The organism is Paenibacillus hodogayensis (genome assembly GCF_039536325.1).
GTDB classification, from domain to species: domain Bacteria; phylum Bacillota; class Bacilli; order Paenibacillales; family NBRC-103111; genus Paenibacillus_AB; species Paenibacillus_AB hodogayensis.
Genome location: NZ_BAAAYO010000010.1, coordinates 218,252 through 239,721, shown reverse-complemented (window position 1 = coordinate 239,721; position 21,470 = coordinate 218,252). Strand labels below are relative to the sequence as shown.

10 protein-coding genes are annotated in these 21,470 nt (G+C 59.9%); 5 read left to right on the top strand and 5 right to left on the bottom strand.

Annotated elements, in window-relative coordinates; translation table 11 throughout:
* The first annotated feature begins 184 nt into the window (after positions 1-184).
* The 3 genes from ABD796_RS20190 to ABD796_RS20180 all read left to right on the top strand — a co-directional run bounded on the left by ABD796_RS20190 (position 185) and on the right by ABD796_RS20180 (position 3,890).
* On the top strand, positions 185-1,459 hold the full coding sequence (locus ABD796_RS20190) for an FAD-dependent oxidoreductase (protein ID WP_344911020.1): 1,275 nt from the start codon (positions 185-187) through the stop codon (positions 1,457-1,459).
* Between the two features lie 30 nt (positions 1,460-1,489).
* Positions 1,490-2,794, top strand: a complete 1,305-nt coding sequence (locus ABD796_RS20185) for an ABC transporter substrate-binding protein (RefSeq protein WP_344911017.1) — start codon at positions 1,490-1,492, stop codon at positions 2,792-2,794.
* 280 nt (positions 2,795-3,074) lie between these two features.
* Positions 3,075-3,890 (top strand): helix-turn-helix domain-containing protein, encoded by an 816-nt coding sequence (locus ABD796_RS20180; protein ID WP_344911015.1) that lies wholly within the window; start codon positions 3,075-3,077, stop codon positions 3,888-3,890.
* A 195-nt stretch (positions 3,891-4,085) separates the two neighbouring features.
* Here the strand turns inward: ABD796_RS20180 and ABD796_RS20175 are convergent, their stop codons facing one another.
* From ABD796_RS20175 to ABD796_RS20155, 5 genes are all read right to left on the bottom strand, one after another.
* The gene (locus tag ABD796_RS20175) at positions 4,086-5,183 is read right to left on the bottom strand and encodes an exo-alpha-sialidase (protein WP_344911013.1); all 1,098 of its coding nucleotides are present in this window, start codon (positions 5,181-5,183) and stop codon (positions 4,086-4,088) included.
* 30 nt (positions 5,184-5,213) lie between these two features.
* On the bottom strand, positions 5,214-6,104 hold the full coding sequence (locus ABD796_RS20170) for a carbohydrate ABC transporter permease (RefSeq protein ID WP_344911011.1): 891 nt from the start codon (positions 6,102-6,104) through the stop codon (positions 5,214-5,216).
* A 13-nt stretch (positions 6,105-6,117) separates the two neighbouring features.
* Positions 6,118-7,080 (bottom strand): ABC transporter permease, encoded by a 963-nt coding sequence (locus ABD796_RS20165; RefSeq protein ID WP_344912898.1) that lies wholly within the window; start codon positions 7,078-7,080, stop codon positions 6,118-6,120.
* A gap of 60 nt (positions 7,081-7,140) precedes the next feature.
* Positions 7,141-8,697 carry a type 2 periplasmic-binding domain-containing protein gene (locus tag ABD796_RS20160; protein WP_344911008.1) on the bottom strand — a complete coding sequence of 519 codons (1,557 nt, stop codon included), beginning with the start codon at positions 8,695-8,697 and terminating at the stop codon, positions 7,141-7,143.
* Positions 8,698-9,114: 417 nt separating this feature from the next.
* Entirely contained in the window at positions 9,115-11,394 is a 2,280-nt protein-coding gene (locus ABD796_RS20155; protein WP_344911006.1) for a helix-turn-helix domain-containing protein, read from the bottom strand.
* Between the two features lie 967 nt (positions 11,395-12,361).
* Here ABD796_RS20155 and ABD796_RS20150 point away from each other — a divergent pair.
* Together ABD796_RS20150 and ABD796_RS20145 are read left to right on the top strand one after the other, a co-directional pair.
* The gene (locus ABD796_RS20150) at positions 12,362-12,751 is read left to right on the top strand and encodes a hypothetical protein (protein ID WP_344911004.1); all 390 of its coding nucleotides are present in this window, start codon (positions 12,362-12,364) and stop codon (positions 12,749-12,751) included.
* A 233-nt stretch (positions 12,752-12,984) separates the two neighbouring features.
* Positions 12,985-21,312 (top strand): glycoside hydrolase family 94 protein, encoded by an 8,328-nt coding sequence (locus ABD796_RS20145; protein WP_344911002.1) that lies wholly within the window; start codon positions 12,985-12,987, stop codon positions 21,310-21,312.
* The last annotated feature ends 158 nt before the right edge of the window (positions 21,313-21,470 follow it).

The following is a 21,470-nucleotide window of genomic DNA, read 5'->3' as shown; positions in this document are numbered from 1 at the left end:
GCAGCCGCTTGACGTCTGGGTGACGTGAAGCCGGTTGCTTCCTTTTTGTCCTTTTTATACAAGCGCTTTTGAAAAAAAGTGCATATTGTATTAAATTCATCTATCGTTTTATCCCCATTCTGCCGTGTATACTGAAGAAGGAACGATAAATAAATGCATAAACAGCAGGATAGGGAGCGGAAGCATGGGGAGCGAACGTACCGATTTTGATGTAATCGTAGCAGGGGGAGGCCCCGCCGGAATCGCTGCCGCCGTCGCTTCGGCGCGCGAAGGAGCGAGAACGCTGCTGGTTGAGCGTTACGGTTTTCTCGGCGGTGCGGGGACCGCGATGATGGTCAATCCGTGGATGTCCTACCGCGCGGGGAAAGGCGGGGTGCAGCTTATATTCGGGGTGCTGCAGGAGCTGATCGATGGAATGACCGAGATGGGCATGTACGGGCATCGGCTTGTCCCGAACGCTTTCGATCCGGAAGCGTTGAAAGTGGTAGCGGAACGGCTTTGTCTGGAGGCGGGGGTAACCTTGTTGTACCATACGTTTCTGGCCGGTGTGCACATGTCCGACGATGGCAGGACGATCCGTTCGCTGCAATTGGCCAACAAGGCCGGTCTCGTGGAGATGAGCGCGCGGATGTACGTGGACGCGACGGGAGACGCGGATTTGGCCGCGATGGCCGGTGCGGTCGTAGAGAAGGGCAGGGAAGTGGACAGCAACTGCCAGCCGATGACGCTTAATTTCCGTATGGCCGATGTCGATTTGCAGCGCATCCCGGACAAAAACGAAATAACGCGCCTTTACTTGGCCGCGAAGGAGCGGGGAGAGGTAGACTGTCCGCGCGAGGACGTGCTGTGGTTTTATGCCAACCAGCCGGACGTTTTGCATTTTAATACGACCCGGGTCATTTTGAAGGACGCGACGGATCCGTGGCAATTGACCGAAGCGGAAATCGAGGGCAGACGTCAAGTGCAGCAGCTCGTTCGCTTTTTGCAAAAAGACGTCAAAGGATTTGAAAACGCTTACCTCCAAACGACAGCGCCGCAAATCGGCGTCCGCGAATCGCGCAGGGTGATCGGGGAGCATGTGCTGACGGCGGAGGAGCTGCTTGCGGCATGCAAGTTCGACGACTGCATCGCCCGCGGGGCGTATCCGGTCGACATTCATAACCCGACCGGCAGCGGAACGGTCATCCAAAGCTTGAAGCTGGGGGAATGGTACGACATTCCGCTTCGCTCGCTGATCCCGCTGAAGCTCGATAATCTGCTCGTCGGCGGCCGGCCGATATCCGCCACTCACGAGGCCCATTCCGCGATCCGCGTACAGCCGATCGCCATGGCTGTCGGTCAGGCGGCCGGCACCGCGGCAGCTTTATGCGCGCGAAGCGGCGTAACGCCGCGCGCGATTCCGGCGCGAGAGGTGCGGCAGTCGTTAACGAAGCAGGGTGCATTGCCGGATGGAGAGTAAGACTGCCTATAAGAGAGAGGATGATAACGTATGTTTCAAAGGGGTTGGCATCGTATTGGCTTAATCGCGATGACGGGGGTCGTCGTGTGGGCGACGGCGGGATGCGGCAATTCCGCGCCGCCGGCCGAAGCCGGCAAGGAGGGAAGCGCAGGAGCGCCGCCCGCTCCGGTGACGTTGAACTTTTTTACGCACGGCAATTCGATGGTGCTGGCGGAAACGATCGAGACGCTCGTGCGCCAGAAATTTCCGCATATTACGATTAGGACGACGAAGGATGGCAAAGGCACGACGATCTTCGACGTGCTGAACGCCGGCCAGACGCCAGACTTGATCTCTTATTCGCTCGGCAGCGTGCAGGATTTGAGAACGCTTCGTCTGCTCAGCGACTTGACGCCGCTTATTCAGCAGCACAAATTCGATTTGAACCGTCTCGTACCCGGAGCGGTCGAGGCTGCGAAAGCGTTTTCCGACAAAGGCGAACTGCTGCTCATGCCGTTCGAGTTGAACAACAATGCGATTTATTACAACAAGACGATATTCGACAAGTTCGGTGTTTCCTACCCGCAGGACGGCATGACGTGGGAGCAACTGCTCGACTTGGCCAAAAAGGTGACGAGAACCGATGGCGGCGTTTCTTACAAAGGATTTCAGTATAGCGCGCTGAATCTGGTGTATAAGGATCAGTTGGCGCTAGGCTTCGTCGATCCGAAGACGAACAAGGCGGCCGTTAACAATGATGCTTGGAAACGCTGGCTGGACGTCATGACATCTTTCTACAAAATCGACGGCAACGCCCAGGCGGGCGACGAGAAGGCCAACTTCCTGAAAAACCAGACCGTGGCGATGCGCACCGGGCCGAACTATTTGACCGAGCTGCCGGCGGCCATGGATGCCGGACTGAACGTCGATTTCGCCGCGCTGCCCCGCTTCGAGGGGATGAGTGCCGTAAGCTCGCAAATGAACGCGCCGTTTTATGTCATTCCGCCTTCTACCCCGCACAAGGATGAGGCGTTCCAGGTAATCGCTTACCTGCTGTCTGACGAAGTGCAGACGCTGATGGCGCGCCAGGGCCGTATCCCGATTGTGAAGGAGGAGAGCGTTCGCAAGGAATATGCCAAAGATTTGAAAGGAATGGATGGGAAAAACCTGGCCGCCTTTTTCCAGGACGCGATTGCAAAGCCGGCTCCGTCGACACCCTATGACGGTCAGGCGAAGTCGATCTTTACGAATGCCGCTCTTGTTCCGGTGTACCAGGGCAAAGCAGATATCAATACCGCTCTGCGCGAAGCGGAGGAGCAGATCAACAAATTTATCGAGGCGGAGCAGAAAAAGTAAAGCATTTCGCGGCAGTTGGTTACCTCCCTGACGGCGGCGTCCGGTCTCTTTCGCGGCAGCCGGGACAGCCGGAACATCATTGTGCGCAGGTGCGGAGCCATGTAGGCGGGGGAACCTTGCTTGGACGTTGACGTTTGTCAGCGTCCTTTCTTTCATTTTCCTTTGCAGCCCGCGTTTTGACCCCTTGTCCGGCAGCCGCGGCTGGGATACGATGGAGGACAAAGCGGCTTGCGCGGTTCATGCCGCATACTTCGACCTCAAGGGAAAGGGGAGACCGGCGATGCTTATTCATCCAATCAATCTGATCAGCAACAGCTACTGGAAGGAAAAGCAGTCTTTCGTGCAGTCGTATGAGCGGGAGCGATGCTGGATCATGATCGCCGTCGAAGCGGGCCGGTTTCGTTTCACGGTGGACGGGATAGACGGAGAGGCCGGCTCCGGGGATATGGTGCTCTGCCCGCCTTACGTCGATTTTTACCGGGAAACGATCTCGCCTTTGTCTTTTTTCTATATCAAGTTTTATTATGCGGGGGTGGAGGACGGCGAAGAGCAGCGGCTCGTGGAGCAGTTGCGCCGTTTGTTCGGTTTCAAGCTCGTCTCTCCGGAACGGGATCGCATCTTCAACGACTATCGGCACCTGCTCCGGGCGAGCCGAATGAGCCGTCTGGATCATCTGCGCTGGGCGAGCCATTTCGTGTACGATCTATGGCTCTTGTTTTGCATGGAGGCGGAGGCGCTCGGGCAATTCGGCAGCGGCGCAGCCAGCGATCCGCTTATGAAAGAAGCGAAGGAGCTGATCGAGCGCCATGCGTTTCGCGACGTGCAGATGCAGGACATCATCGAGTATATCGGCATCAGCGGGGTTCAATTTACGCGGCGCTTCCAAGCGGCTTTTGGCATGCCGCCCTCCAAGTACTTGTACGCGATCCGCATGGAGAAGGCGAAGTCGCTGCTCGTGCAGACGAATTATTCGATCGATCGGATAGCCAGGCAGTGCGGCTACGAGAACGGCTTGTATTTCAGCCGCATGTTTACGAAATATTTCAGAATGAATCCTTCCCGCTACCGTAAAGTTCACGCGCTGCCTTCGCCGTAAAACAGCCGCTCCCCGCGCTAGCGCGCAGGAAGCGGCCTTTTGCGTTGCCGTCATCTTCCGTCCAAACCACGACCGGTTCATCCCCCGACCGCCGCTTATGGCTGTTCTAGTACAAAGTCAGACCTTAAACGGTATCCTTGGAATGGACCCAATCCCTTGTACCCCAAGGGATCAAGCCTCCAGGAATACACAGAATTAGCTCTGACTTTGTACTATTTCAAGGTATGTCCCCGCAATATGCCGGAGCCGATCAATCTCGTCGTAATAGTAATAGGTTACGAGGACGCGGCCGTCGTCCAGCTGGACGGAGCTCGTATAGCCGATATCCACGCCGGGGCCGTCTTCGCGAAGAACCGTCTCCGCAGCGGTACCCAGATCCGCGCATTCTGCATCGAGCGCGATGGCCCGGATGCCGTAAGGCTCGTACCGGTAGCCGTACGTCAGCAGGACGCGGCCGTCCCGCAGGGGCAGCAGATGGAACGGGCTCGGCGAATAAATATCGTGCCGGCGAGGCTCGCTCCAGGTATGTCCCCCGTCCAGCGATTCGGCCGTGTACAGCGGCGATCTCGTCTTCTCCTCGTTTGCGGACGCGACCTTCTTCCGGCTGCGGGTAAACAGAATCAGCTTGCCGGACGGAGCCCTGTACAGGGTCGGCTCGTGAAAATGATGACCGTCCATGCCCGGAATCGTCGCCAGCCGCGTCCACGTCAGACCGCGGTCGGCGGTGCGGCCGATCACCACATTGGACGTGCCGTCCTCTTCTCCGTATAGCGGGGCGAGAATCGCGCCGTCGTCGGTCTCCAGACAATTGCCGCGCAGCGCCATATCGGGAATCGACACGGCGATCGGACGATCCCACGTCCGTCCCCCGTCGGCCGAGCGCAGCGTATAGCAGCCTACGTTGCGCGCCGCCCAATGGCCGAGCACGTTGTGCCACATGCCGGAATCGCGGCTCGGCGCCTCGTCCCGCTCGTACACTTTCCACATGAAGCAGGTGGCGAACAGGCTGCCGTCGCCAAGCACGTTCAGGAACGGGTCCTGGACGCCGTAGAAGAAGTCGTCCCACAGAATGTCGGCCGTCCCGCTCCACGACACCCCGTCGCGAGTTGAAATGGTAACCGCCTTGGAGGAGGTGTCGACATGGGTGACGGAGCCATATGCGTCCTGACGTTCCGGCGCTTGGCGGAAGCCGAGCAGGAAGGAGCCGTCGTTCAGTTTGACGACGCTCGGAAAGCTGTTGTACTGTTTGTCTTTGTACAAAACGGTATGCCCGATAATGCGAATGGCGCTCATAGTAAGCCGTCTCCTTTCGATCGGATCGGTTCAGCCTTTGACCGACCCGATCATCGCCCCTTTGACGAAATATTTTTGAATAAACGGATACACGACCACGATGGGCAGCGTGCATACGATAATAACCGCGGACTTGAGCGTTTGCGGCGGAGGCAGCGCCTCGACGAGCTGGTCGTGCGGCATATCCGATTGGGCCATCAGGCCGCTCAGCAGGATGTTGCGCATGACCATCTGGACCGGCATCTTCGCTTGGTCGTCGATATAGATGGCCGCATCGAACCAGGCGTTCCAATGACCGACGGCGTAGAACAGCCCGATCGTGGCAAACGACGGCAGTGATACGGGCAGGATGATCCGCCACAAAATCGTAAACGCATTGGCTCCGTCCACGACGGCCGATTCCTCCAGCTCCGGGGGAATGTTGAGAAAAAATGTGCGCATGATGAACATGTTCCACGCGCTTACGAGACCGGGCAGCACGAGCACCCAGACGGAGTTGCGCAGGCCCATGGCGTCGATCAGCATGAAGGACGGGACCAGCCCGCCGCTGAAAATCATCGTAACGAAGATGAACGTGACGATTCCGTTGCGGCCGGGCAGCGTCCGCTTGGCCAGCCCGTAGGCGAGCATGGCGGTTACAACCAAGTTGAGCGTCGTGCCGACTGCGACGCGAAACAGCGTCACCTGGTAGGCGCCGAGCAGCGCCGACGACTTGCTGAAAATCAGCTTGTAGGCGGACAGGTCGAACGTTTGCGGAACGAGAATGAATGCGCCCCGTCTTGCCGATTCGGCTTCGCTGACGAACGAGGTGGAGAGCACCATCAGGAACGGGATCAGGAACGCCAGGCTGACAACGACGAGCAGGACGGCGTTCACCGCATGGAATACGGTTTCGCTTTTCGTGCGGGCATAGGGATGCATGACGCGTTCCTCCTTACCATATGCCGGTCTGGTTCAGCCGCCGGGCGATCCAGTTGGCGCCTACGATCAGGCACATAGCCAGCACGTTTTTGAAAATGCCGACCGCAGCCGCGTACGAATATTGCATCTGGATCAAGCCTTCGCGGTAGACGTAGGTATCGATAATGTCGCCGACCTGATAGACGGAGGGCGAGTAGAGCAGCATGATCTGCTCGAAGCCGGCGTTCAGCAAGCCGCCGATATTGAAAATAAGCAGAATGACCATGACGGGTACGATGCCTGGCAGCGTAATGTGCCAGATTTGACGCCGCTTGCCAGCCCCGTCGATGACGGCCGCCTCATACAGCTGCGGGTCGATGCCGGTCATGGCGGCCAAGTACAGGATGCTCCCCCAGCCGACGCCCTGCCAGATGTGGGCGATGACGAGAATGCTCCGGAAGTAATGGGCGTCCCCGAGAAAGTTGACCGGCTCCCCGCCGAACAGGCGAACGATTTCATTGACAAGCCCTCCGTTGGTCGTCAGCAGATGCATGACCAGTCCTGAGACGACCACCATCGAGATGAAATGGGGCAAATACGAGATCGTCTGCACGGTTTTGCGGAACCAGCGCGTACGCGCCTCGTTGATCATCAGAGCGAGCAGTATCGGCGCGGGAAAGCCGAACAGCAGCTTGTAGAAGCTGATGATCACCGTGTTGCCGAGCACGTTCCAGAAATAATACGAATCGAAAAACCGCCGGAAATGCTTCAAGCCGACCCATTCGCCGTGCAAAATCCCGTGAATGCCCTCGAACGGGGCCACGTCCTTGAAGGCGATGATAACGCCGAACATAGGCAAATAGTCGAAGATCAGAAAGTACAGCAAGCCGGGTAAAATAAGCCAGTAATAAAATTTGTGCAGCCGGATTCGGTTCCAAAGCGGCGAGCGTTTCCGCGCCGCGGGACGTACCGTTCGTACCGCCTGCGCCTGCTCCATATCCAAGCTAGAAGTCGCCTCCCTGGAGTATAGTAGGGAGCGCTTGCGCTCCCGGCGAAATTATTTTTTGGCGACGAAGCCGTTGTATTGGCGCGTCATTTCGTCGATCCATTTGCCGAGCCCGGCCTTCTGAAGCTCGTCGACAAACTTGTCGTACTCGGCCAGCGGGCGCGCGCCCATGATGAACTTGACCGTCTCCTCGTTGATCAGGCGGGTAATGTCGCCCGCATTCGGAACCTTCTCGGCCAGCTCCTTCCGGTCATAAATGAACCCGGAATCAAGCGGCCGTTTGGCATTCTCGAACTTGAACATTTCGGTATTGAAATAGTCGGTCATCATCGCCGTCTCCGGAGAAAACGTCGATACGTTGTTGTTCAGGTCCACCAGGTTCGCCATGGCGAATTCCGAGCCGTACGGCTGGTCGGACTTGGTCAGCTCGTAGACGAGCTTGGAGCGGTCCGTCCATTTCCAATCCTCGCCCTCAACGCCGCGGATAGCCGTCATCCAGTTGCTGATATCCGCATAGTTCCAGTCGTAGAATTTGATAACCGCCTCCGGATTGGCGGCTTTCCGCGATATGAGAATCGCATAGGAGCTGAAGGCGGTGGACGTCTGCAGCTTGCCCTTCGGGCCGGTAATGCCTTTGGCGATCTGGTGGTCCATCTCCGGGAACGACGGCGTGAGCTTCGGCTGATTCAGCGTGACGCGGCTGTACCATTTCGCCGTAACGCCTACCCGATTCGTCTTGAGCAGCTCCGGCGCGTCGTCCTTCGTGAAGGCTTCCTTGTCGATATAGCCGTTTTTGTACCAGTCGGCCATTTTGGCCAAAAAATCTTTGTAGCCGGGATGCAGCTCGATCGGCTTCAATTTCTTGTCTGCGGGATCGAGGTAATTGCTGTATCCGCTTTCATTATCGATAAAACCGCCGAGAATGGCATAGCGCAAGCCCGACAGATCGGTGGCGAGCGGGATCGTATCCGCTTTTCCGTTGCCGTCCGGATCGCGTTCTTTAAACGCTTTCAAGACCGCCTCCAATTCGTCCAGATTTTTGGGCATTTGCAGCCCGAGCTTTTTCAGCCAATCGCCGCGGACGTAGATCGGGTAGGCGACGTAAGCGCGGGAGCCGGGAATGCCCCATATTTTGCCGTCCTTGTCGGTTACGCTTCGCCATTCCTCGGGAGTGAATACTTTCTTCAGGTTCTGCCCGTATTTGTCCAGCAGCTCGTTGAGCGGGACGATCATGTTTTTGGGCGCGTACTCGTCCCAAGAGCCGAGGAACGTGTCGATCGACTCGGAGGAGGACAGCAGCAGGTTCAGCTTGTCTTTGTCCGCGCCTTTGGGCGGGATGATGGCGATCGGATCGATGCCGACCTTTTGCCGGACCAGCTCCTGCATCTTCTTCAGCTTCTGCGGGTCGCTGCCCTGCGGGGAAGTGCCCATCAGCGTTCCGTTATTGGAATAAAAGTAAACTTTCGGCAGCGCCGCCGGCGCTGTCGCTCCTTGCTCCGGCTGGGCGGCCGGCGCCGTGCTGCTGCCCCCCGAGCAGCCCGCCAGCAGAACGGACAAGGCTAACGCGGCCGTCATCCAAAGTGCAATCGTTTTCAAAGGAATCTTCACGCTTAAACCCCTCTTTTCCCCGAAATCGGATTCTCTTGTTCAGGTGTCTGGTGCGCACCGTCTTCACCCGGTCTTCACCATAGCACAGGCGGCACTTTGCCGGAACGATACGATTTCCGAATAAGCCGCATTTTTTTGTCAAAAGCAAAAAAATACGGTGTACGCCATGTTTTGGCGGTAAGTCGCGGCCGTCCGGGCGACATAGGCTCAAGCGGCGGCAGAGTGCGGCTGGCGTGTCCTCCCGATCCTCCAATGCTAGTCCGCCGCCGGAGGATTCCTTAAACGGCCGCAGCAGGAATCGCATCCGACCCGAAAGACGAGCGGACCCTTTGGGGTTTCTGGGCTCAGCCGTCTTTGCGGAGCCGCCATTCTGGCACACATGCACTAGCCGCGGGCGCCGGCGCTTCGTTAGCCGGATCAGAGATGAAGTTTGCGGTACACTCCGGGCGTGACTCCGGCATGCTCCTTGAATACGCGGGTAAAGTAGTAGCCGTTCGGATATCCGACGCGCCTGCCGATTTCATTGATCTTCAGCTCCGGCTGCCGGAGCAGCTCCTTGCTTTTCTCGATGCGCAGCGCGGTTACATAGTCCACGAACGATTGGCCGGTCATCTGCTTGAACAGCCGGCTGACATAGGCGGGACTGAGCCCGAGGCTGTCGGATACGGTCTGCAGCGATACGTCGTTGGCGTATTCCCGGTCGAGCAGCTGCTTGATGCGGCCGGCATGTCCGTGCGCATGGGAGTTCAACTCCTGCCGCATCGCTTCCCCCAATTCCGCGATGAACGTCTCGAACCATCCGTCGATGGCCGACAACGAACGCTGACCGACGAGACTTTGGTAAGGACTGGCGTCCTTGAAAAAGCTTTGCATATCGAAGCCGGTCTGGCCTGCGGCGTCGATGATATCGTTCAGCAGCCTGACGAACAGCGGGACGATCTGGTTGTAGTGCAGCAGCTTGCCGTTGCGGCGGATATCGTCGGCGATGTCGCGGTAAGCGGCTGCGGCTTTGTCCGGCTGGCCGGATTTCACGTAGCCGCACAGCAGCTCGGATTGGGTCGCCGATATCGTATAATGGCGGCTTTGCCGGTCCGCCTCCACGTCTTCGCTCCAGATCATCTGGCCGCTTCCCCAAACGATCCGGTATTTCAACGCTTCCTCGGCCTCCTCGTAAGCCCTAGGCAGATCGGCTGCCGACTCGCAGTAACGGCTTACGCCGATGGTGATCGGCATGCCGAGCGCAAGCTCCAATTCCTCGATCAGAGCGAGTCCGATCTCGCCGGGAAAGGCGCGCGAACGGTCGCTGCCGCATCCCGCCAGAACGGCGATCTTGTCCGTATCGACCTCGACGGTGGCGAAGGCGGTGCCGGTTAGCGCTCCGGCGGACGATAGCGCCTCCATCAAGCGGAGCATATGGACGTAGCCTTCGGCTTGTCCTCCGGAGCCTTCGTCGGGCGGCTCGCAGGCGATCAGGAGGATGCGCAGACCGGTAAGCGGCACGCCGGCCTGCAGCTGCTCGACCTTGTCCGCGATGTCTTCGGGCGTATAGCCGTTCGGCCGCAGCAAGGACAGCTTAAATCGCTCGCGATAGTAAGGGAGGCTTTCCTCCAGCTTGTCGCGGAAATAATTGCGTTCGGTCAAGGCGAACGAAAACGGGCGATACAGCCGGTTGGACGACAGCACGGCTACGAGAACCGCGATCGCGACAAGCAGGGCGGCAGAGTACATAATATTGCGCTTCAAATACGTCAGTGAGTCGAGCACCTTGCCGAGGTCGGTCGCATGAATAAACCACCACCCCAGCACGGCGGATTTGGCGAACGAAGCTTGAACCGTCTCGCCCTTCCACTTGTCCTGAAGCGAGCCCGGGGAGGCCATGTGTGCGTCGAAACGGGCGAACAGCGTGCGGATGTCGCGGTGAACGAGCGATTCGTCGCGGCCCAGCAGAATGCGGCCGTCGCCGTTGGCCACATACAGCTCGTCCGAGCGGCTGAGCGAGCGCATGACATGATTGTACAGCTTGGCCGCGTCGAGGTTGACGATAATGGCGTTGTTTTTGGTTTCCGTGCGGATCAGGATGGTCAGCACGTTTTTTTGCGTTCCGTCATATTGCCTGGCAAGCCGGGTGTCGATGAAAGCGGGGGAGATGAGTGATTGCCGGAGCGGCTCCTCCCAGTCCTTGTCGTAAAATTGCTCGAACGGAGTCGATATACTGGAATTGTCGCTCGTCATCGCAAGCACGGTCCGCTTGTCGCTTTCGTACAGAAATACCGAATCGACAAACTCGTTGGACAGCTTGAACGTTTTGACGTTATCGCGCACGCTCTGCTTTTGGATCAAATACGAATAATTGCCCGCAAGATCGCGGGGCTCGATTCCCCCTTCGATCGTTTCGTAGTACATGCCGTTGGGGAAATTTTCAAAATCGCGGAAAGCCCGATTCAACACCAGCTGCTGCGAGCTGTCGAGAATTTGCCGGACGACGATCTCGACCGCTGTAATGGTCTGGTTCAGGTAATGGATGCTATTTTGCGCGGATTGTTTGCTAAAGGCGGTCGAGGCGTTGTAGTAGGCGACGATGCTCATCAGCAGATGTGGAACGATGCCGATGCAGATCATCGATACGAACAGCTTGGCGAAAAAAGCGCGGCCGCTCGGAAAGGGGGCGTTTCGTTCCGCGGCTTTGGACAAGTGCATGGCGGATCTGCTCCTTACTCGAAATGAATGCGTTTGCAGAGTGGTTTATCCCATACTATAGCATATTGAGACGATTTATACGGAAAATACTCCAAAAAGCAATAAAAAGAGCTATATCGTATCAGATTATGTGACGATGAGAGGAAATAACTGCATGCAAATGGAGCGGATGGCGAACGGAGCGCTAACGAGGCGTTTGGACCGGCTATTTCGTTCCGACTCGCAAAGGGCGTTTGGAGTTGGCTATGCTCTTTCTGGCAGTAACGACTGCCGCTTGTTCGGGAACGCCACGTCTGGCGGCTTTTGGCGGGGCGTAGTGCTCGAAAGAGTTACTACTTAGGTCAGGAGTGAGTCAAAAACGTGTTTCATTTCCGCCTTCATGATGGGCTCCAGGTTTTCCTTTACGAATTGAGTGACAACATTTTCAAATAGATCAGAGAGCAGGTTTTCGGGTATAGTAGTTATCGAGTAGGGTTCCTCCTTGGTGATGTCGCAGTCCCGAGGATACCCTACTTTTTTTGTGCCGACTAGGCCCAATACTTGGTACACAAACTATTTTACGTCATCCGGAACGCCCCGTCTGGCGGCATTTGGCGGCTCGTAGTGCTCGAAAGAGCACTATATCCGCAAATTGGCTCCCTCTGAGAGCTGTTAATGCTCTTTCTAGCACTAACGACCGCCGCTGTGGCCGAGAACGCCACGTCTGACGGCTTTTGGCGGGGCGTAGTGCTCAAAAGAGCACTATATCCGCAAATTGGCCCCCTCTGGGAGCTGTTAATGTTCTTTCTGTCACTAACGACCGCTGCAGAGGCCGAGAACGCCCTGTCTAGTGGCTTTTCGCGGCGCGTAGTGCTCGAAAGACCACTATTTCCACAAGTTGGATCTCTTTTGGAGCTGTTAATGCTCTTTTGGGCACTAACAACCGCCGAGTAACGACCGCCGCTGTGGCCAGAGAAGGCGGGTTCGGTTGGTTCGCTGGATTCAATGGATTCGATGGATCCAACGGCTTCGAAAGATTCAATGGGTTCGATCGATTGGATGGATCCAATGGGTTAGATCGATTCGATGGATCAATGGGTTCGAAAGATTCAATGGGTTCGATGGAATCGATAAAATCGAGAGGTTTGACGGGTTTGACGGGTTTGACGGGTTTGACGGGTTTGACGGGTTTGACGGGTTTGACGGGTTTGACGGGTTTGACGGGTTTGACGGGTTTGACGGGTTTGACGGGTTTGACGGGTTCGACGGGTTCAACGGGTTCAACGGGTTCAACGGGTTCAGCGGGTTCAGCGAATTCGGCGCGTACGGCCGACCTTGGCGTCATGTAATGCTCGAAGGAGCACTGCCTTCGCCTTAGCAAATCAGCACTTTGGAGCTATTAATTTTCAACAAACCCCGCTCTTGCGAACGCTCTCGCAAGGGAAGTTCCAAGTCACAGTTTGATTGATAATGATGAGAAGGCCAATCCCCTTACTCAGCAAAGGGACCGGTGGCCTTTTTTCGACGAAAAAAAGCTTTTCTTATATTTTGCCGATAATTGGGAATATTACTCAGGTCAAGGTTTATCATCTAGCGGATTGAGGGGGACTCATGATTTCTACGGTCGAGCAACTGGAGCAGCAAGCCCGCGAACTTGCTCTTATACATCATCCCGGCAAACCTGCCTACGGGTCCGTTACGTCGACTCGCAAGGCGCTTCGCCGTCATCTGGAGATGCTGCGTGCCTTCGCGGCCGGGCTCAAGCAAGTGGAGTCTTCCGCCTTGCAGCCGGCCGAGCATTGGCTGCTGGATCATGCCGATTTTATCGAGGCCGAAGCGTTTGCCGTCCGCGAGGAACTGGCCGGGCTGACGGCCGGCGGCTTGGCCCGGCTGCGGCCGGGAAACGAGCCGCGGGCGAAAGCGCTGTGCGGCGAATACGTGAAGCGCGTCGGTGGAGAACTGGACGTCCATTCGTTCGAGCGTTTCGTTCACGCTTATCAGGAGGTAGCCGTTCTTTCGGTCGCGGAAGTTGCCGCGCTGCCGGTTCTGCTGCGCGTCTCGATGATCGCCGGGCTGGCCGAGCTGATGGAAGTGGTCCGCGAGCGCAGGGAAGCGTACGATGAGGTCGACAAGCTGCTGGCGCCGTTCGCGGACGGAGGGGCCAAGCCCGATGCAGGCAAAATCAAGGAGGCGCTGGATGCGGCCGGCTATTTTGTGCCGCTTGCCGGTCCTGTCGTCGTCCATCTGGTTAGCCGGCTTAACGAATGGGCGGACGAGCTAGGCGACGTCCGCCACTGGCTGCTGTGCAAGCTGGATAACGGAGCGGAGGATTTTAACCGGCTTCTCGTATACGAGCATCAGCTGCAGGCGTCCTACGAATGGACGGCGGGCAATCTGATCCGTTCGCTGCGCGCCATGTCGCGAACCCGCTGGGATTCGCTGTTCGAACGGCTCAGCGTGGTGGAGCGAACATTGGGCGAGGAGCGGGCCGGAATGTATGCGCGAATGGACGAAAGAAGCCGCGCTACGCTTCGGGAGCAGGTGGAGCGGCTCGCTCAGCGCTATGGGATGCCGGAAAATGTCGTCGCCAGGCAAGCTGTCGCCTTGGCCGACCGCCGCTTCTATGCAGCCGAGCGCCCGTCGGAGGCTCCCGCAGCTGAGGAAACCCGCAGCGCCGGCACGGAGCCGGAGGGGGGGCTGCCGCCGCGGTCGGCATACGCCGCTTACTATTTGCTCGAATCCAAAGGCAGGGGCCTGCTGCGCGAATCGCTGCGCGAGTGCGGCCAGCCGAAGCGTTTGTTCGGCCGGATGGTTCCATACCCGCAGCCGGGGCCTTACCTGGCGGCGATGACGGCGCTATTCGCGGCTTTTCTCGCCTTGGCGCTTTGGCTGACGGCCGCCGCCAACGGCGGATTGCCCGGCGCAGGAGCGTGGATTGCCGCGGGGCTGCTGCTCGCGCTTCCGGCCAGCGAATGGACGGTTACCGCCGTACACAGCTGCCTGGAGCGTCTTTTTATACGTCGTCCCCTGCTGCGCTACGATTATGCGAGCGGCATTCCCGAGGACGCCGCCACGATAACGGTTATCCCGGTCATCTGGTCCAAGCCGGACGATGCGGTCCGAATGGCGGACAGGCTGGAGCTGCACTATTTGTCCAGTCCGGATCGGCATATGGGTTTCGCACTACTGGGCGATTTTACGGACGCCGTCTCGGAGCACGCCGAGGCCGACGAGGAGATCGTCGCCGCGGCGCGGAAGCGGATCGAAGAGCTGAACGCGCTTTACGGGGATCCCGATACGGGAACGGGGCCGTTTTATTTGTTTCAGCGCTCCCGTCGTTGGAATGAAACGGAGCGGACCTGGATGGGATGGGAGCGCAAGCGCGGCAAGCTGGTCGAGTTTGTGGAACTGCTCTCCGGCAAAACGGATACGAGCTATGCTCATATCGTTGGCGACGGCTCGCGGCTGGCGTCCTTCCGGTATGTGCTGACGCTGGACGCGGATACGGAGCTGCCGATTGGAGCGGCCCGGCGCATGGTGGCCACGATGCATTTGCCGTATAACCGGGCCCGTCTCAACGCCGCCGCAACGCGTGTAACCGAAGGCTACGGCGTCCTCCAACCCCGCGTCGGCATCAGCTACGATTCGGTGACCGTTTCCCGGCTCGCCCGTTTGTGGTCGTCCAAGCCCGGCATCGACCCTTATGCGTTCGCGATGTCCGACCCTTACCAGAACGCGTTCGGACAAGGTATTTTTACCGGAAAAGGACTGTTTGACGTCACTGCCTTCCGGCAAGTGCTGAACGACCGCATTCCGGATAACCGCGTGCTGAGCCACGATTTGCTGGAGGGAGGCTTCCTGCGCGGCGGTTTGCTGACCGACATCGAAGTCGTGGACGGGCATCCGGCCACGTTCTATTCTTACCAGCAGCGGCAGCACCGTTGGGTGCGCGGCGATTGGCAGCTGCTGTGCTGGTTGGCTCCGCGCGTGTCGGACCGCTGCGGCCAATCCCAGCCGGTTGATCTGTCGGTGCTGACCCGCTGGCAAATCGCCGACAACATGAGACGCAGCCTGGTGCAGCCGGGCTTGTACCTGTTATTCGCCGCCAGCCTGCTGATGTCCGGCGGAGCCGGTTGGCTGCTGTTCGCCGCCGGATTGCTGACGCTGATGCTCGGCATCGTCCGCAGCCTGCTCGCCCCGCGTTACCTGATGCGCAACCCGGCGGCGCTGCTGGCGGCGGCGGGTCAGTCGTTAACGCAATTTATCGTGCTGCCGTACCAGGCCGCCGTGATGGCGGATGCGATCGTCCGTACGTTGTTCCGGGTCGGCGTCAGCAAGAAGCGGCTGCTGGAATGGACCAGTTCGGCGGAGGTCGAGCGCCGCAGCCGGGTCGCTTCGCGTTCCGCGATGATGGGGGCGTGGGGCGGCCGGATACTGGTCTTGGCGTTCGCCGCCTGCGCCTTTGCAGCCCAGCCGCCTGCCTTGCGGGCTTTCGGACTTGCGATTGCGGTATTGTGGCTGCTTGCGCCGCTGGCCGTACAATGGCTCAACAGCCCTCCGAAAGTGCGTGCCGAAGAAGGCATAACCGCCGGGGAGCGGGAACGGCTGCACGAGCTGGCCGCGCAAATATGGGCTTATTACGAAGATTTCGCCGTCGAAGGCGACAATTGGCTGCCACCGGACAATGTGCAGCTGGAGCCTCCGAACGGAGTGGCGCATCGGACGTCGCCGACGAATATCGGGCTTGGACTCGTTTGTGCAGTGGCAGCACGCGATTTCGGCTTTATCGACACGCCGGGCTTGCTGGAGCGCGTCGAGCGGACGGTCGGCACGATCGAGCGGATGGAGAAATGGAACGGACATTTATACAACTGGTACGATACCGAATCGCTCCGGCCTTTGCCGCCGCTCTATGTATCTACAGTTGATTCCGGCAATTTCGTCGCCTACCTGATCGCGCTGACCCAAGGCGTTCTGGAATGGGGCGCACGGGACGAAGAGCAGCATGGCGCATCCGTTAGGGAGCGTGCCGGAAGGCTCGCCGAGCGCATCGAAGCGATCGTGCGAGGGACCGATTTCCGTCCTCTCTACGACGAAGAGTCCGAGCTGTTCTCGCTCGGCTACCAAGCGGCGCTTGACCGCCGCGAAACGATCTTGTACGACCTGCTGGCCTCCGAGGCCAGACAGGCGAGCTTTCTGGCTATCGCCTTCGGGCAGGCTCCTGTCTCGCACTGGTTCCGTCTGGGGCGCGCGATGGCCCGTTCCGGGGGCCGGCCGACGCTATTGTCGTGGTCGGGGACGATGTTCGAATATTTAATGCCGTCGCTGTTGATGCGCACATACCGCAATACGGTGTGGGATGCGACGTACCGGGGAGTCGTACGCCGGCAGATCGAATACGGCCGGCAGCGCGGTGTCCCGTTCGGCATTTCCGAATCGGGTTACCACGCTTACGATTACCAGATGAATTACCAGTACCGGGCGTTCGGCGTACCCGGCCTCGGCTTCCAGCGCGGCCTCGAGAACGACCTGGTGCTCGCTCCCTACGCCGCGATTATGGCGCTGCCGTTCGAGACGAAAGAATCGCTTGCTTCTTTGGCGCGGATGGAGCAGATGGGAGCGAAGGGTCCATACGGCTTCTACGAGGCGATCGACTGCACCGAGCAGCGTCTGCCGTCGGGCAGCGGACATGTCGTCATCCGCAGCTTTATGGCCCATCATCTTGGCATGAGCCTGCTGACGCTCGGCAATATGCTGCTGCCCCGTACGATGATCGACCGGTTCCATGCGGACAAGCGCGTACAGGCGGCCGAACTGCTGCTGCAGGAGCGCATCCCCGAGCGGCCGGCGATTATCAAGGATGCGGCGAAGCCGGCTTACGAACGGGCAAAGGAGCCACTTATGGGCACCCGGATTCCGCTTCGCGAATTTGCCGGTCCGGCGGAAGCTCCCGAGGCGTGCGTGCTGTCCAACGGAGCGTTTACGACCGTCGTTACCGACAGCGGGGCGGGCTACAGCCGTTGGGAAACGGTTAACGTCTCGCGTTGGCATGAGGACCCGGTAGCGGAAACGCCTGGCAGCTGCCTGTACATCCGCGACGTCTCCACCGGCGAGATCTGGTCGCCGACGTTCGAGCCTTGCCGCGTGCCGGCGGAGGAGCAGCGCGCACAATTTGCGCTGGACAAGGCAACCTTCTCCCGGCGCGACGGAAGCCTGCTGACGGAGCTGGATATTTGCGTGCCGCCCGACCAGAACGCCGAGCTTCGCCGGCTTTCCCTGACGAATACGGGAACGGAAGCGCGGATCGTCGAGATTACCGCCTATGTGGAGCTGTCACTGTCCGCCCCGGCCGCAGACGAAGCGCATCCGGCCTTCAGCAAGCTGTTCGTACAGACCGAATACGAAGCAGACCGGGAATGTCTGCTGGCGTACCGGCGTCCCCGCTCCGACGGGGAAAAAACGAAGTGGGCCGTAGGCCGGCTGTCGATCGGCTGCGAGGCGCTCGGACCGATCGAATATGAAACGGACCGCGCCCGGTTTATCGGCCGCGGCCATACGCTGGCCCGCCCGGCCAGCCTGGAGTGCCGCCTTTCGGGCACGGTCGGCGCCGTGCTCGATCCGGCCTTCGTCATGCGCCGCCGTGTGTCGATACAGCCGGGCGAGACCGTCAGGCTGCTGGCAGTGACCGGAGCGGCGGACAGCCGCGAGGAAGCGCTCGCCATCGCCGACGGGCTGTGCGGCGAGCGTCAGGCGGAGCGGGCGTTCCAACTGGCCTGGACGCACAGCCGGATCGACCTGCGCCACCAGCATATGACCGCCATGGAGGCGGCGGACTATCACGCGATGGCGGGCCGGCTGCTCATGCAGGCGCCTCTTCGGGAGGAGCGGGAGCGGGCCATTGCCGCCAACCGCTCCGGCCAGCCGGGTTTGTGGCCCTTGGGCATATCGGGGGATTTGCCGGTCGCGCTCGTCAAGATCCAGGACAAATCGCAAATGCCTTTCGCCCGGAAGATGCTGGTCGGACGCTCCTATTTGCGCGGCAAAGGGATCGGCTTCGATTTGGTCTTCCTGATCGAGCAGGCCGGCGGCTACTACCAGGACGTTCTGGACGAGCTGCGCCGCGCCATCGAGCAGACTGTGGGCGGAACGGGTGCCGGCGGGGGCATTTATCCGCTGATGGCCGACCGGCTTTCGCCGGAGCAGGCCGATCTGCTGGCCGCCATCGCCCGTCTGACGCTGCGCGCGGACGGAGCGAGCCTCAAGGCCCAACTGGCTGCCCGTCCGAAGCGGCGCAAGCGGCGCTATACGCTCGGGGAAGCACCCCAAGCCGACAGCTTGCCGACGATCGAAGGCTTGCCTGCGGATTACCGGCTGCTGCCGTTGAGGGAGGAAGAGGAGGCGCATTCCGGCTACAAGGCGGAGTCCGATCCGGCTCCCGATCCAGGACCGCTGGAGTTGTCGAACGGCTGGGGAGGCTTCGCCGAGGATGGGCGCGAATACCGGATCGCTATGCGCGGCGGCAAATATTTGCCAGCACCGTGGAGCAACGTGATGGCCAACCCGCACTTCGGCTGCCTTGTCACCGAACTCGGAACGGGTTATACGTGGTGGCGCAACAGCCGGGAATTCAAGCTGACGCCTTGGTCGAACGATCCGGTGCTCGATCCCCCTGGCGAAGCTCTATACATCCACGACGAGGAGAGCGGAGGCGTCTGGTCGGCGTCACCGTCTCCCGAGCTTGGCAAAGGTGCGTTCGAGGCCGATCACGGCTTCGGTTATTCCCGCTTCTCGCGGCAAACGCGTGGCATCCGCCACCGAATGACGATCTACGTCAATAAGGACGAGCCGGTCAAGTACGTGGCGCTCGAGCTGGAGAACGAAGGGGACGCGCCGCGCAGCCTGTCCGTCGCCTATTACTGCAACTGGGTGCTAGGCGTGCGCAGGCCGGGAAGCGCGTCGTACATCGTTTCCGAATGGGATGCGGAAAGCGGCTCGCTGTTTGCCCGCAACGGGTATCAAGAGCATTTCCGCGATTCGCTGGCGTTTCTGCATATGCATGCGCGTGATGACCGGAATCGGTCCGACGATGCGGAGGAGGCCGTTTCGTATACGGCCGATCGTGCGGAATTCATCGGACGCTCCGGCACGTTGGCGCAGCCGGAAGGCATGAGCCGGGCGAAGCTGTCCGATACGGACGGCATATTCGCCGACAGCTGCGGGGCGATCCGGCTGCAGTTGACGCTGCCTCCGCGCGGCAAGCGCACCGTCTACGTGCTGCTGGGCGCCGGGGAAAGCAAGGAGGCGCTGCGCGAACTGGTCGGCCGCTACCGGACCGGCGACGGCTGCGACCAGGCGCTGGCCGAGGTGACAGCGTTTTGGCGGGATACGCTCGGTCAGATCGAGGTGTCCACGCCAAGCCGCGAGCTGGATCTGATGCTGAACGGCTGGCTGCTGTATCAGGCGCTGTCGTGCCGAATGTGGGCCAGGACCGCTTTTTACCAAGCCGGCGGGGCTTACGGCTTCCGCGATCAGCTGCAGGATTCGCTGGCGCTGCTGCATACCGCCCCCGCACTGACCAGACGGCAAATCGTGCTGCACGCCGGGCACCAGTACGAGGAGGGCGATGTGCAGCATTGGTGGCACGAGGAGACGGGACGAGGCATTCGCACGCGCTACACGGACGATCTGCTGTGGCTGCCGTATGCGGTATCCCGGTATATCGTCCATACGGGCGACCTCTCCATTCTGGACGAGATTGCGCCATTTCTGACGAGCGGCGAGCTTACCGACGAAGAGCACGAAAGGTACGAGGAAACCGTCATCTCGCCTCGCTCGGCGTCGGTATACGAGCATTGTGTCCGGGCAATCGAGCGCGCTTCGCGCTACGGCGAGCACGGCATCCCGCTTATGGGCATCGGCGACTGGAACGACGGCATGAACTCGGTCGGCGACAAGGGCAAGGGCGAAAGCGTCTGGCTCGGCTGGTTTTTGTGCGAGGTGCTGGAGAAGTTCGCCGATACGTGCGCGCGCAAAGGGGACGAAGAACGCGCCGCCTCTTACCGCGAACGGAGAAGCTCGATCGCGCAGGCGCTGAACGAGCATGCGTGGGACGGCGAATGGTACCGCCGCGCGTTCACCGACGAAGGAACGTGGCTCGGCTCGACAAGCAACGGCGAATGCCGCATCGATGCGATCGCCCAGTCATGGTCGGCCATCTCCGAAGCGGCTCCGATCGAGCGGGCCCGAAGGGCGATGCAGTCGTTCGATCGCGAGCTGGTCGACCGCGACGTAGCGGTGGCCCGGCTGCTGACGCCGCCATTCGATAACACCGACCCGAGTCCGGGGTACATTCAGGGGTATCCGCCCGGCATTCGCGAGAACGGCGCGCAATATACGCACGGAGCAATCTGGAGTATCGTAGCCTGGAGCAAGCTGGGCGAAGGGGACAAGGCGTTCGAGCTGTTCCAGCTGCTCAATCCGGTCAACCATGCGCGAAGCTCGTCGGACGTGCGCGTTTACGCCGGGGAGCCGTACGTCATAGCGGCGGACGTCTACACACGCGAGCCGGTTATGGGCCGGGCGGGCTGGACCTGGTATACCGGCGCCTCGGGCTGGATGTATCAGGCCGGCGTCGAATGGCTTCTCGGTCTGCGTCGCGAAGCCGACAAGCTGCTCGTGCAGCCTGCGGTTCCGGCCGACTGGCCTTCCTTCGAGGTGCGGTACCGTTTCGGCAGCGCCGTCTACCGGATTGTCGTGCATACCGAGCGCGATGGAGCGGCGAATTCCGCAGAGCCCCGCCCGGTAACGCTGGACGGCCGCCCGGTCGGGCAGACATCCTCCGGCGGGACGTACATCCCGCTTGCGGACGACGGCCGGGAGCACGAGGCGGTCGTCGGCGTGCCGCAGGTCGGCTCCGTCGTCCGGAGCGTGCAGCCGTAAAGGGCCGGTTCCGTTGAGGCGGCCGCCGGGCTGTCCCGGTCGGCCGGCTGCGCAGCATGGGCAGCGTAGAAACGGATGAAGCGAACGGAGAGGAGCTTGCCTGGCGGCGGGCTCCTCTCCGTCGTTTTCGGCGATAGCCGGGGTTTCCTGTGCCCGCC

Bases quoted from the DNA above. Each gene is read 5' to 3' on its own strand.
- ABD796_RS20190 (WP_344911020.1), top strand. From the start codon at position 185: ATGGGGAGCGAACGTACCGATTTTGATGTAATCGTAGCAGGGGGAGGC.
- ABD796_RS20185 (WP_344911017.1), top strand. From the start codon at position 1,490: ATGTTTCAAAGGGGTTGGCATCGTATTGGCTTAATCGCGATGACGGGG.
- ABD796_RS20180 (WP_344911015.1), top strand. From the start codon at position 3,075: ATGCTTATTCATCCAATCAATCTGATCAGCAACAGCTACTGGAAGGAA.
- ABD796_RS20175 (WP_344911013.1), bottom strand. From the start codon at position 5,183: ATGAGCGCCATTCGCATTATCGGGCATACCGTTTTGTACAAAGACAAA.
- ABD796_RS20170 (WP_344911011.1), bottom strand. From the start codon at position 6,104: ATGCATCCCTATGCCCGCACGAAAAGCGAAACCGTATTCCATGCGGTG.
- ABD796_RS20165 (WP_344912898.1), bottom strand. From the start codon at position 7,080: ATGGAGCAGGCGCAGGCGGTACGAACGGTACGTCCCGCGGCGCGGAAA.
- ABD796_RS20155 (WP_344911006.1), bottom strand. From the start codon at position 11,394: ATGCACTTGTCCAAAGCCGCGGAACGAAACGCCCCCTTTCCGAGCGGC.
- ABD796_RS20145 (WP_344911002.1), top strand. From the start codon at position 12,985: ATGATTTCTACGGTCGAGCAACTGGAGCAGCAAGCCCGCGAACTTGCT.